Origin of the sequence: Sanguibacter sp. HDW7 (genome assembly GCF_011300875.1) — a bacterium.
In the GTDB taxonomy this organism is placed as follows: Bacteria; Actinomycetota; Actinomycetes; order Actinomycetales; family Cellulomonadaceae; genus Flavimobilis.
On record NZ_CP049862.1, the window covers coordinates 614,721 to 626,735 of the forward strand.

10 protein-coding genes are annotated in these 12,015 nt (G+C 74.5%); 7 read left to right on the forward strand and 3 right to left on the reverse strand.

The features are described from left to right. The gene (locus G7063_RS02830) at positions 1–459 is read right to left on the reverse strand and encodes a nuclear transport factor 2 family protein (protein ID WP_166412999.1); all 459 of its coding nucleotides are present in this window, start codon (positions 457–459) and stop codon (positions 1–3) included. Between the two features lie 140 nt (positions 460–599). Between G7063_RS02830 and G7063_RS02835 the strand changes: the two genes are divergently transcribed. Next, positions 600–971, forward strand: a complete 372-nt coding sequence (locus G7063_RS02835) for a hypothetical protein (protein ID WP_166413000.1) — start codon at positions 600–602, stop codon at positions 969–971. 109 nt (positions 972–1,080) lie between these two features. Next, positions 1,081–1,713 carry an alpha/beta hydrolase gene (locus G7063_RS02840; protein ID WP_166413001.1) on the forward strand — a complete coding sequence of 211 codons (633 nt, stop codon included), beginning with the start codon at positions 1,081–1,083 and terminating at the stop codon, positions 1,711–1,713. 111 nt (positions 1,714–1,824) lie between these two features. Here G7063_RS02840 and G7063_RS02845 read toward each other — a convergent pair whose 3' ends face one another. After that, positions 1,825–2,769, reverse strand: coding sequence for a LysR family transcriptional regulator (locus G7063_RS02845; protein WP_166413002.1), 945 nt, complete (start codon positions 2,767–2,769; stop codon positions 1,825–1,827). A 58-nt stretch (positions 2,770–2,827) separates the two neighbouring features. Between G7063_RS02845 and G7063_RS02850 the strand changes: the two genes are divergently transcribed. Next, on the forward strand, positions 2,828–3,667 hold the full coding sequence (locus tag G7063_RS02850) for an aldo/keto reductase (RefSeq protein ID WP_166413003.1): 840 nt from the start codon (positions 2,828–2,830) through the stop codon (positions 3,665–3,667). Positions 3,668–3,674: 7 nt separating this feature from the next. Here the strand turns inward: G7063_RS02850 and G7063_RS02855 are convergent, their stop codons facing one another. Then, positions 3,675–5,555: a glycerophosphodiester phosphodiesterase family protein gene (locus G7063_RS02855; RefSeq protein ID WP_166413004.1), complete on the reverse strand. Its 1,881-nt coding sequence runs from the start codon at positions 5,553–5,555 to the stop codon at positions 3,675–3,677. 56 nt (positions 5,556–5,611) lie between these two features. Between G7063_RS02855 and G7063_RS02860 the strand changes: the two genes are divergently transcribed. The 4 genes from G7063_RS02860 (at position 5,612) to G7063_RS02875 (ending at position 11,981) form a co-directional block, all read left to right on the forward strand. Next, positions 5,612–9,022 carry an SNF2-related protein gene (locus G7063_RS02860; RefSeq protein WP_166413005.1) on the forward strand — a complete coding sequence of 1,137 codons (3,411 nt, stop codon included), beginning with the start codon at positions 5,612–5,614 and terminating at the stop codon, positions 9,020–9,022. Between the two features lie 116 nt (positions 9,023–9,138). Beyond that, positions 9,139–10,812 (forward strand): nuclease-related domain-containing DEAD/DEAH box helicase, encoded by a 1,674-nt coding sequence (locus tag G7063_RS02865; RefSeq protein WP_166415168.1) that lies wholly within the window; start codon positions 9,139–9,141, stop codon positions 10,810–10,812. 75 nt (positions 10,813–10,887) lie between these two features. Next, positions 10,888–11,703, forward strand: coding sequence for an alpha/beta fold hydrolase (locus G7063_RS02870; RefSeq protein WP_166413006.1), 816 nt, complete (start codon positions 10,888–10,890; stop codon positions 11,701–11,703). Between the two features lie 8 nt (positions 11,704–11,711). After that, complete coding sequence (locus G7063_RS02875) at positions 11,712–11,981, forward strand: hypothetical protein (protein ID WP_166413007.1); 270 nt, start codon at positions 11,712–11,714, stop codon at positions 11,979–11,981. Positions 11,982–12,015 lie beyond the last annotated feature (34 nt).

The window sequence follows — 12,015 nt, forward strand, 5'->3', positions numbered from 1 at the left end:
TCAGCCCAGGCGGGCCTTGCCCGTCGCCTCGTCGACGGAGAGCGAGGTGTGCTCGTGGACGATGCGCCACACGTCGCGGTCGTCGCGGTGGACGACCCACGTGAGGCGGTTCGTCATGCCGTAGCGCTCGGAGCCGTCCGGCTCGATGACGGCGTAGCGGACGAGCGCGTGCGCCGAGGCGTGGACGCCGTCGCCGATGACGACGACGTCGGTGACGTCGGCGATGTTGGTGTCGGACTCCTCGACGCCGCCGAACCACCCCGTGACCTGTGCGCGCCAGGCGTCGAGCCCGACGATGGGGGCCTCGGCGAACGTGTCGAAGAGCGTGACGTCGCGGTCGTAGAGCGCGCAGAACGCGTCGATGTCGCGGGCGCGTGCGCGTTCGCCGTAGGCGCGGGCGATGCGGCGGACGGCGTCGTCGGCGAGCGCGTCGACGATGTGGAGGTCGTGCTCGGTCATGGTGATCCCTTCGTTGCGATCGTGGGACCACAGTGGCACGTCAGAGCGTCGGGCGACAGGGGCTGAGGTCGCTCGCGGGAGTTGTCCACAGATCTCCTCAAGGGACTGCAGCGCGATGCGCGGCGTGGCTTCATGGGGGCATGATGATGAATTCGCCGAAGAAGCCTATCCGCACTGTTGCTCCCGGAGTCCGCTGGCTGCCGCGGCGCGCCGTGGCTCTCTCGCTCATGCTGACGGCCTGCGCCGGGACGCTCGTGCTCGCGGCGTGCGACGACGCCGCGTCGTCCGCGCCGAGCGTCGTCGCGCCGTCTCCTGCGCCGACGCCGGACGTGCCGGCCTCTGACGCGCCGTCCAGGGCGTCGCGCGAGCTCGGTGACGGGCGCGGCGAGACCGCTGGCGGGACCGCCGGCGACGAGGCTGTGCCCGGCGAGCAGTCTGCCGAGCCTGACGAGGGGTGGCCGGGTGACAAGTTCGTCCGGGGGCTCGGGTTGCGGGGCCACGACGCTCGGTGAGTGAGGTGCCCGGTGGGCGAGGCGCTCGTTGGACGAGGCGCCTAGTCCGGGTGGGGCGCGGGCGTCGGCGTGAGCGTACAGTTGTAGATACAACTGACGAAGGAGCCTCATGCGTCTCACGACCGCCGTCCGCACCACGACCGGACCCGACGCGTCCCCCGCCGAGCCGGGCACGCCCGTCCTGCTGCTCCTCCACGGGTACGGCTCCCACGAGCGGGACCTCGTCGGGCTCGCCCCGCACCTGCCGGCCGGGTACGACGCAGTCTCGCTCCGCGCGCCCCTGCAGATGGGACCGACGGCGTTCGCCTGGTTCCCGCTCGCCGCGCCCGGCCTGCCCGACGCGGCCGCAGTGACGGACGCGACCGACGCGCTCGTCGCCTGGATCGACGCCGAGCTCCCCGGGCGCACCGTCGTCCCCGTCGGCTTCTCGCAGGGCGGCCTCATGGTCACCCAGCTCCTGCGCACCCAGCCCGCACGCTTCCCCGCAGGCGTCGTCCTCGCGGGCTTCACGCTCGCGGCCGAGCTCCCCGGCGACGACGCGCTCGCGGCGACGCCTGTTCTCTACGCGCGCGGCGACGCCGACGCGGTCATCACGCCCGCGACGGTCGAGCGCACCGCCGTATGGCTCGCCACGCACGTCGAGCTCGAGGAACGCACCTATGCGGGCCTCGCGCACGGCGTGAGCGCGGAGATGCTTGCGGACGTCTCGGCCTTCCTCACACGGGTCGCGCCCGCCGCCTGACGGCCGCGACCGCCTGACGGCCGCGACCGCTCGACACCCGACGACCCGCTCGACACCCGACGACTGCTCGACGGCCGCCCGACGCCCGACGCTGTCCCGCGGACGAAGCGCTCACACCCCGGGCAGCGTCCCCTGGACGCGCATGACGTGCAGCGCCCACTCGCGCGCGGCCCCCGTGAGGGCGGTCCCGCGCCGCCGCACCAGGGTGAGCGGCCGCACGAGGTCGACGTCGGCGACGGGCACCTCGACGAGCCGTCCGGCCTCGAGGTCGTCGGCCGTCGCGAGCCTGCTGAGCACCGCGGGCGCGCCGCCCGTCGCGACCGTGAGGCGGATCGCTGCGCCCGTCGGCAGCTCGGCGGCGGGCACGCTCGCCGTGAGCGGCGGGTCGAGCCGCGCGAGGGCCTGCTCGTAGGCGAGGCGCGTCCCGGAGCCGCGCTCGCGGCTCGTGAGGGGCGTCGCGGCGAGCTCGGCCGCGGGCAGGGGCCCCCGCAGGGTGGCCCACGGGTGCTCCGGGGCGACGACGAGCACGAGCTCGTCGTGCCCGATGGTCCGCGCATCGAGGTCGGCGGGGACGCTCGGCGTCTCGAGGACCCCGAGGTCGGCGTCGCCGCGCCGCACCGCGTCGACGACCCCGGCGGAGTTCGTCGCGGTGAGCGTGACGTCGGGCGCGAGGTCCCCGGCCGCCGCGCGCTCGGCGCGCCACGAGACGAGCCAGCGGGGGACGAGGTGCTCGGCGACCGTCATGCTCGCCGCGATGCGCACCGCGAGCTGGGCGTCGGCCCGCAGCGTCGCGAGCGAGGCGGTGAGGCGGTCGGCCGCGCCGAGGGCGTCGAGCGCCCAGCCGGCGACGACGCGGCCCGTCGACGTGGGCGTCGCTCCGCGCGTCGAACGCTCGAGGAGCGTGACGCCGAGGCGGCGCTCGAGCGCTGCGACGCGCGCGGACGCGGCCTGCTGCGTGAAGCCCTGGCTGCGGGCGGCGGTCGTGAGGCTCGCGCCGTCGGCGACGTCGACGAGGAGCCGGAGAGCGACGAGGTCGGGCGGCGGGGGGACGCTCATGTCACAACGGTACGTTGTGGATGGGCCATGGCGGCGACCGGGTGCCTACGATCGAAGCATGACGACGGCACCGCTGCTCACGCTCAACGACGGCACGACGCTGCCGGCGATCGCGCTTGGCACGTACAAGCTCGACGGGCCGGGAGGAGTCACCGCAATGACCTCGGCGATCCGGCAGGGCTACCGCCTGCTCGACACGGCGTTCAGCTACGAGAACGAGGGTGCCGTCGGCCGGGCCGTCCGCGACAGCGGCGTCCCGCGCGACGAGCTCGTCCTCACGTCGAAGGTTCCCGGCCGCCATCAGGAGTACGAGGCCACCGTCCGCACCGTCCACGAGGGCCTCTACCGCGCGGGCCTCGACCGCTGGGACCTCTACCTCATCCACTGGCCCAACCCGGGCCGCGGGCTCTACGTCGAGTGCTTCCGCGCGCTCGTCGACCTCCAGAAGGAAGGGCTCATCCGCACCGTCGGCGTGAGCAACTTCCTGCCTGAGCACCTCGAGGCGGTCGCGCAGGCGACGGGCGTCATGCCGGCTGTCAACCAGATCGAGCTCCACCCCTACTTCCCGCAGGCGGACGCGCTCGAGGCGCACGCGCGGCTCGGCGTCGTCACCGAGGCGTGGAGCCCCATCGGGCGCGCGAACGCGTGCCTCACCGAGCCCACGGTCCAGGCCGCGGCTGCGGCGCACGGCGTCACGCCCGTCCAGGTCGTCCTGCGCTGGCACACGCTGCGGGGCGTCGTGCCCCTGCCGCGTTCGTCGGACCCGGGCCGGCAGCGAGAGAACCTCGACGTCTACGGTTTCACGCTCACGGACGACGAGGTCGCGGCGATCACGGCGCTCGGCCGGGCCGACGGCCGCCTCAAGGGCCAGGACCCGGCGGTCTACGAGGAGCTGTGAGCGCCGGTCAGCGCCGCAGCTGCTGACGGACGAGCTCCTCGAGCCGCGGAGCGACCCCGTCCTCGGCGGCGACCTCGTCGCGGATCCGTGCGGCCGTCGGCGCGTCCCCGGTGATGATCCCGTCGACGCCCGCGCGGAACAGCGACCGCATCGCCTCGGGGCGCTCGACGGTCCACACGAGCACGTCGAGCCCCGCGGCGCGGGCACGCGCCCGGACGGACGGCGTCGCCGAGGACTGCTCGAGCGCGACGAAGTCGACGGGCGGTCGAGCCCGGACGCCGCGCGCGAACGCGACGACGTAGCCCGTGCGGATCTCGGGCGCCAGGCGCTCGACCTCGTCGGCGAGCCCTGGGTAGATCGACTGGACCCACACCTCCCGCCCGGCGCCCGCGGTGCGCAGCACCTCGAGGACGTCGGGGACGTACGACGGCGTCTCGTCGCCGTGCGCCTTGAGCTCGACGAGCAGGTCGACGTCGAGCTCGGCCGCGCGCTGCACGAACGCCTCGAACGTCGGGATGCGGCCCGTGCTGCCAGCCTGGCGCAGGAGGACATCCTCGAGCTCGGCGGCCGTCGTCGTGGCGATGGCGCGGCCGTCGCCCGCGAGGCGGCGCAGCGTGAGGTCGTGGAAGACGACGAGCCCGCCGTCGGCGGTCTGCAGGACGTCGAGCTCGACGAGGTCCGCGCCTGCGGCGGCAGCGGCCTCGAGGGCCTCGATCGTGTTCTCGACGGCGCGGGAGTACTCCCCGCGGTGCGCGGCGACGAGCGACGCGCGGGGTTCGGTGACGGCCGCGACGGCCGCGGTCCCGGCCGCGGAGAGCCCGACGACGGCGACGACGGCGACGACGACGGCGCGTCGGCCGGACACGCGGTCGGACCGCCGGCCCGCCGGGGCAGCGCCGGCCGGATCCCCGTCGGCCGTGGCAGCGCCAGTCACAGGAGCGTCGGGCACGTCGTCGGCCGCCCCCGGCACCGACGCGAGCGTCCCGGCCGTCGTGACGGTCGCGGTCGCGGTCGTCGCGACCGCAGCGAGCAGCACCCCGACGCACGACGTGAGCGCGAGCGACGTGCCCGCGACGACCGTCGCGATCGCGGGTGCGTACGCGTCCGCGAGCCGCGTCGGCACGAGAACGGTCGCGGCGACGAGAGCCGCGAGCGCAGAGACGGTGAGGCCGACGGCTCCGAGCGTGAGCCCGATCCGCCACCACGTGCGTCGGGTCGCACGCCAGCTCGCGGCGAGCGACGCCCCCACGCCCCGGCCTGTGAGGACGAGCGTCGGCACCGTGAGCGCGAGCCGCAGGTCGACCCACGTGACGAGCGCGACCGTGACCGCGAGCAGCACCCACCCGCCGTCGTTCCGCAGCAGCTCACCGGTGATGAACTCGGGCACGTCGACGTCGCGCGCGAGCGCCGCTCCAACGCCGACCGCGCCGAGGGGCACGAGCACCATCGCGTAGAGCAGCAGGAGCAGCGCTCCCGGGCCGAGCAGGCGTCGCACGGGTCCGCGCAGGCCGCCGACCGCGTCGCGAAGCCGCGCCGGACGACCCGCGAGCGCGTCCGCGACGAGCCGGACGAGCACGCCCTGCTGCACGAGCACCGTGACCGCGACGAGCACGATCCCGAGCGCGACGAGCGCGACCGACGCAGGTGTCGTGAGGAGCGTGCCGAGGTCGAGGTGAGTGAGCGCCGGCAGCCCGGCGGCGCTCACCGCGAGAGCGAGCAGCAGCCCCACGAGGGGGACGACGACGAGCCCAGCGGCGCCGACCGCCGCGGCGACGAGCACCCAGCGGGGACCTGCGGAGCGCAGCAGGCTCACCGTGCGGCGCAGGTCTGCGCCGGGTCGTGCGCGGCCAGAAGGCGTCGGGGACGAGTCGGACGGCTCGATGGTCACGCGCCGAGCGTAGCGGCCTGTGCACACGGGGTCACGGACGGTGGGACAATGATCGGATGCTCACCCGCGCACAGGTCTCGACGTTCGTCGGGCGCACCGTCTATGCGCGGGGCGAGCAGGTGCTCGAGGCCGAGAGAGTCGTGTCGGTCGCGCGCAACGGCGCGAAGGTCGTCGGGCACGTCCTGGGGACGCGCGACGAGAACTACGTCGTGACGATCACGCTGAGCTCGGCCTCGGCGGACGCCCGGCCGACGCTCGGAAGGTGCACGTGCCCCGTGCGCCTCGCGTGCAAGCACTGCGCGGCGACGCTGCTCGCGCTCATCGAGCGCGACGAGCGCGCGGCGCGGACCGCGCTCGCGGCGCCTGCGCGCCCTGAGCCGCGCCGTGCCAAGGACTATGCGCGCACCCCCGAGTGGCAGCGCACGTTCGAGGGCATGCTCACGGACGCGGGCCTCGACACGCTCCCGGTCGACGACGCCCCGGCGCTCGTGCCCGAGGTCCCGGCCGAGGTTGCGCTCATGGTCGAGGTCCTCGCGTCCGCGCGGCGCGACGACCGTGCGGCCGAGTCGGTGACGCTCCGTCCGCTCGTGCGTGGTCGCACGGGCGCGTGGGTGCGGCAGGGCGTGTCGTGGTCGGACTTCCGGCACGGGTTCCCGCCGGTCGCGCTGCCGACGCCACAGCTGGCGGCGCTGCGCGCGCTCGGTGCGCTCGGCGAGACGGACGCGCGGCACTCCTCCGCGATGGGTGTCTACCTCGACTCGCTCCCGGGCCCTGCGCTGTGGGCGGCGCTGCGCGACGCGTACGCGCTCGGTGTGCCGTTCCTCCACCCGGACCGTTCGCCCGTGCCGTTCGACGAGCAGCCGGCGCTCGTCGTCCTCCATCTCGACCGCGTGCGTGGCGGGTCGCTGCGGGTGCGGGTGACGCTCGAGCCCGAGGGTGGCTGGGGTGGGCACGACGTGCACCTGCCGCTCGGCTCGCCCGCCGCCGGCGTGCTCGCCCGGACGGGCGGTGAACGCCCCGCGCGCGACGACGGGCTGCGGCTCGCGATCTTCACGCGCGCGCTCGACGCGACCGTGCGCGACCTGCTCGACCGGCCGGAGCCGCTCGCCGTGCCGGCGGCGGACGTCCCGCTGTTCCTCGGGCGTGTGCTGCCCGGCCTGCGGGGGCGTGTCGACGAGGTGCGGGCGTCGGGCGTCGAGCTGCCCGAGGCCCCCGCGCCGACGCTCGTGTGCGACGTCGAGCACCGTGGCGGGCACGAGGTCGTGCTGCGCTGGGAGTGGCGCTACCTCTCGCGGGGCCTCGAGACCGACGGGCCGGGCGTTCCGGCGCTCACCGTGCCGCTCGGCACGCCGTCGCGCAGCCCGCTGCGGGACCGCGAGGCCGAGCGCGCGGTGCTCGCGCGCGTGCGGCCGCACATCGCGGCGCTCGATGCGGCGCTGCGTGCGCACGAGGCGGCGGGTGGCGACCTCGCGCGCGACCCGGAGGCCGGCCCGGTCGGCGCACGCGTCGTCCGCGGCATCGAGGCGGCTCGCCTCCTCACCGGGGAGATCCCGCGCCTGCGCGAGCTTGCGGGCGAGGTCGAGGCCTTCGCCGTCGACGAGCACGGCAGCACGGTCACGTACCACCTCGAGGACGACGTCCGCGTCGCCCTGTCGACGACCGCGCGTGAGGGCGACCGCGACTGGTTCGACCTCGCCGTCACCGTCGAGGTCGGCGGCCGTACCGTCCCGTACGAGCAGGTGTTCCGCGCGATCGCCGCGGGCGACGAGTACCTGCTGCTCGACGACGGCACGTACTTCGCGCTCGAGGACCCGCGCTTCGCACGCCTGCGCGAGCTCATCGCCGAGGCCCGCGCCATGCAGGACACTCGCGGCGGCGGCCTGCGCGTCTCGCGCTACCAGTCGGGGTTGTTCGACGACCTCGAGGGGCTCGACGTCGACGGCGTGCAGGCGACAGCCTGGCGGTCCTCGCTCGCGGCGCTCGCGGACGGTGCGCGCCCCGAGCCGGTCGGCGCGCCCAGCGGCCTGCGTGCCGAGCTGAGGCCCTACCAGCAGGAGGGCGTCGACTGGCTGTGCTTCCTCGAGGAGCACGGGCTCGGCGGCGTCCTCGCGGACGACATGGGTCTCGGCAAGACGGTGCAGGCGCTCGCGTTCGCGCTCCACGTGCTGCGGCGCCCGGCGTCCGACGGCTCGCGTCCCGCACCCATGCTCGTCGTCGCGCCGACGTCGGTCGTCGGCAACTGGGCGGCCGAGGTCGCACGGTTCACGGACCTGCGCTGCGCCGTCGTCGCGCGCACGTCGTCGGGCCGCGGCACATCGCTCGCGGCAGAGATCGGCGACGCGGAGATCGTCGTGACGTCGTACGCGGTCCTGCGCCTCGACACCGAGGCGTTCGCGGACCGTGCGTGGTCGGCGCTCGTCCTCGACGAGGCCCAGTTCGTCAAGAACCACAAGTCCGTCGGCTACCGGGCGGTGCGCGAGATCGACGCGCCGACGAAGATCGCGCTCACGGGCACGCCCCTCGAGAACAACCTCATGGAGCTGTGGTCGATCCTCTCGGTCGTCTGCCCGGGCCTGCTCGGGCACCCGGGGCGGTTCGCGGAGTTTTACCAGAAGCCTGTCGAGCGCGACGGCGACTCGGAGCGGCTCGCGCTGCTGCGCCGCCGCGTCGCGCCGTTCATGGTGCGCCGCACCAAGGAGTCGGTCGCGGCCGACCTTCCCGAGAAGATCGAGCAGGTCCTCGACGTCGAGCTGCTGCCGCGCCACCGCGCGGTGTACGACCGGCTGCTCGCGCGTGAGCGCACCCGGGTGCTCGGGCTCGTCGAGGACCTCGACGGGCATCGCTTCGAGGTGCTGCGCTCGCTCACGGTGCTGCGGCAGGCGGCGCTCGACGTCTCGCTCGTCGGGGCGGACGACCCGGGCTCGACGTCCGTGCCTCCCGGCGGGGTCGCGCGGCCGGTGCCGTCCTCGAAGCTCGAGGTGCTCTTCGAGATGCTCGAGGACATCCTCGCCGAGGGGCACTCGGTGCTGATCTTCAGCCAGTTCACGCAGTTCCTCGGGCGCGTGCGCGACGGGCTCGAGGCGCGCAGCGTCCAGCACTCCTACCTCGACGGGCGCACGCGCCGACGCCAGGAGCAGATCGACGCTTTCACGCGCGGCGAGACGCAGGTGTTCCTCATCTCGCTCAAGGCGGGCGGCTTCGGCCTCAACCTCACGGCGGCGGACTACTGCATCCTTCTCGACCCGTGGTGGAACCCGGCGGCGGAGGCGCAGGCGGTCGACCGCGCGCACCGCATCGGGCAGACGAAGCAGGTCATGGTCTACCGGATGGTCGCGACGGACACGATCGAGGAGAAGGTCATGAAGCTCAAGGAGGGCAAGTCCGCGCTGTTCTCCTCGGTGCTCGACGGCGGCGCGGCGGGTGGCGCGGGCCTCAGCGCGGCGGACGTCCGCGAGCTCCTCGCCTGACCCCTCCCTCCCTCTTGACCGACACCCTCCCCGACTCGTAGCGCTTCTGCACTCTCCGGGAGTGTGCGGAAGCGCTACGAGTGGCCAGTGCGGGCTGGTTGGATGGGGGCGTGCCGATGCTGCTTCCGTCCGAGCCCACGTTCCCCGACGACGGGGGCGCCGAGCGTGCGATCTGGGAGGCCCTGCGCACGCATCTGCCGGCCGACGTGCTGCTCGTCGCGGGCCAGCGCATCCAGGACGGCGAGACCGAGCGTGAGCTCGACATCGTCGTCGCGTGGCCAGGCGTCGGCGTCGCGGTCCTCGAGGTCAAGGGCGGCATGGTCGCGCGGGAGGACGGCGCGTGGTGGCAGGGCTCGGGCGACGCGCGGCACCGCATCGATCCCGTCGGGCAGGCGCAGCGCGGCCGCCACGCGCTGCAGGACCTGCTCGGAGAGCGCCGGGTCGAGGGCGCCCACGCGCGTGCCGCGCACCTCGTCGCGTTCCCGCACACGTACGTCCCGGCGACGTGGGACGCGCTCGACCTGCCGCGCGCGCTCGTCGTCGACAGGGCTGACGTCGAGGACGGTCCGGCGGTCGTCGTCGCGCGCGTGCAGCACGCGATCCTCGAGCACGGCCAGGGACGGTCGCCGCTCGCGTCCGTCGACGGCTTCCTGCGGGTCCTCGACCCGGTGCTCACGGGCGAGGCGGACGGCCCGGAGGCGACGACGGCGCACGAGCTGCGCTCGGACCAGCTGACGAAGGACCAGGCGGCGATGCTCGACAAGCTGCGCGCGTTCCCGCGGCTGCGGGTCGTCGGCGGCGCTGGCACGGGCAAGACGTTCCTCGCGCTCGACCAGGCGCGCCGACGTGCGCGCGAGGGCGACCGCGTCGCGCTGCTGTGCTACTCGCGGGGCCTGGCGGCGTACCTCCGGGAGTTCACGTCGTCCTGGCCCGCACGCGAGCGTCCTGCGTACGTCGGGCTGTTCCACGACCTGCCGTTGCGCTGGGGTGCGGAGCCGGGCACGGATGACGACGGCGACTACTGGGAGCGCCGTCTGCCGCTGCGCCTCGCAGAGCTCGCGGACGCGCAGCCGGAGGCCGAGCGCTTCGACACGATCATCGTCGACGAGGGTCAGGACTTCGGCGAGCTGTGGTGGTCGGCGGTGCTGCGCTGCCTGCGCGACCCGGACCACGGCCGGCTCTACGTCTTCATGGACGACAACCAGCGGATCTTCCCGCGCGACGGCGCGGCGCCGATCGACCTGCCGCCCGTCGAGCTCGACGAGAACCTGCGCTCGACGAAGCAGATCGCGCAGCTCTTCGGCTCGCTGTCGGGCGCCGTGCTCCGGGCGCGGGGCGCGGACGGTCCGCCCGTGCGGATCGTCGACGTCCCGGCCGAGGACGCGGTCGGGCATGCGGACACGGTCGTCGACCAGCTGCTCGAGGTGGGCTACGCGCCGGGGCGCATCGCGCTGCTCACGACGGGCCGGCGCCATCCGGTGCAGGTCGAGCGGGTCGCGTCGGTCGGGTACCCGGGCTACTGGGGTGAGTTCCTCGCGGGCGAGGATGTCCTCTACGGGCATGTCCTGGGTTTCAAGGGGCTCGAGCGGTCGGTCGTCGTGCTTGCGGTCAACGGCGTGCGGGATGCGGAGCGTGCGCGCGAGATGCTCTACGCGGGACTGAGCCGGGCGCGGTCGCTGCTCGTCGTCGTGGGTCCGCGCAGCCTTGTCGTCGAGCACGGCGGCGAAGGGGTGGCTCGGCGCCTCGACGCGGCGCAGGACATCACGGACGCAGTGCTCGCCGACGGGTGAAAGTGACGTCCGGCGGGGTGGTGCCGGGGTGCGCTCGCGGTGCGGGGCACACCGAGGCGTCCTAGGTTCGCTGACATGGCACATGTCGACGTTGCAGGTGGCCGGCTCTTCGTGGAGGTCGACGGGGACGATGACGCCCCGCCGGTCGTCCTGCTGCACGCGGACGTCGCGACGTCCCGCATGTGGGACGCGCTCGTCCCTGTGCTCGCCGCGGACCACCGGGTGGTGCAGTTCGATCGGCGTGGTTCCGGGCGGTCCACGACGCGGGCGACAGTGTTCGACCCGCGGCAGGACCTCGTCGAGGTGCTCGACCGGCTCGGGGTCTCGCGTGGGGTCGTGGTCGGGGCGGCGGAGGGTGGTCGGCTCGCGCTCGACCTGGCGCTCGCCCGCCCCGAGCGGGTCGCGGGTCTCGTGCTTCTCGCACCGGGCGTGAGCGGGGCCCCTGAGTCGGTGCTGACGATCCAGGAGCAGCGTGCAGCCGACGAGGTGGGGCGTGCGCGGGAGGCGGGCGACGCACGGGCGCTCGTCGAGGCGACGGTCGCGCTGCGGTCGGTCGGACCGTCGCGGGCGTCGGGCGGGCCGGGGCCCGACGTCGCGGCGCGGCTGCTCGAGCTGCACGTGGGGAACGTCGACCACGTGCTCGGCAAGCTGGCGCCGCGCGAGCCGGAGCGTCCTGCGTGGGACCGACTCGGGCAGGTGCGGGTGCCGTCGCTCGTCGTCGTCGGTGACGACGGTCTCGTGGCGGAGCGGCAGGTCGCGACGCACGTCGCGTCGCACCTCCCGGACGTGACGTTCGTGCTCGTCGAGGGTGCGGGGCACCTGCCCTCGGTCGAGCGGCCCGACGAGGTCGCGGCGTCGGTGAGGCGCTGGCTCGCTGCGTACGGCCTCTGAGCCTGCGCATGCAGATCATCTACTCCAACGCGTGCCAGGCGGTGTGGGCACGTGTGACGCGCTACGACGACGAGGCGGCGGGCAATGCGGTGGGTGCGAGCATCTTCCGCCAGATCGCGCCGGACGCGACGGACCGCCAGGACACCCACGAGCCCGACATCCAGGGGGCGTACACGACGCTCATCGTGCGTCCGACGCGGGATACCCGTGTGTGCGCGGTCGGGTACGTCACGCTCGACGGCGAGAAGATCGACCTCGGCGAGCCGATCTGCGTCTGACGAGCTGACGCGCGCGGCCCCTGGGCCGCGCGCG

Coding starts and splice junctions, on each gene's coding strand:
- G7063_RS02860 (WP_166413005.1), top strand. CDS start 5,612: ATGCTCACCCGCGCACAGGTCTCGACGTTCGTCGGGCGCACCGTCTAT.
- G7063_RS02850 (WP_166413003.1), top strand. CDS start 2,828: ATGACGACGGCACCGCTGCTCACGCTCAACGACGGCACGACGCTGCCG.
- G7063_RS02865 (WP_166415168.1), top strand. CDS start 9,139: ATGCTGCTTCCGTCCGAGCCCACGTTCCCCGACGACGGGGGCGCCGAG.
- G7063_RS02840 (WP_166413001.1), top strand. CDS start 1,081: ATGCGTCTCACGACCGCCGTCCGCACCACGACCGGACCCGACGCGTCC.
- G7063_RS02870 (WP_166413006.1), top strand. CDS start 10,888: ATGGCACATGTCGACGTTGCAGGTGGCCGGCTCTTCGTGGAGGTCGAC.
- G7063_RS02835 (WP_166413000.1), top strand. CDS start 600: ATGATGATGAATTCGCCGAAGAAGCCTATCCGCACTGTTGCTCCCGGA.
- G7063_RS02845 (WP_166413002.1), bottom strand. CDS start 2,769: ATGAGCGTCCCCCCGCCGCCCGACCTCGTCGCTCTCCGGCTCCTCGTC.
- G7063_RS02830 (WP_166412999.1), bottom strand. CDS start 459: ATGACCGAGCACGACCTCCACATCGTCGACGCGCTCGCCGACGACGCC.
- G7063_RS02875 (WP_166413007.1), top strand. CDS start 11,712: ATGCAGATCATCTACTCCAACGCGTGCCAGGCGGTGTGGGCACGTGTG.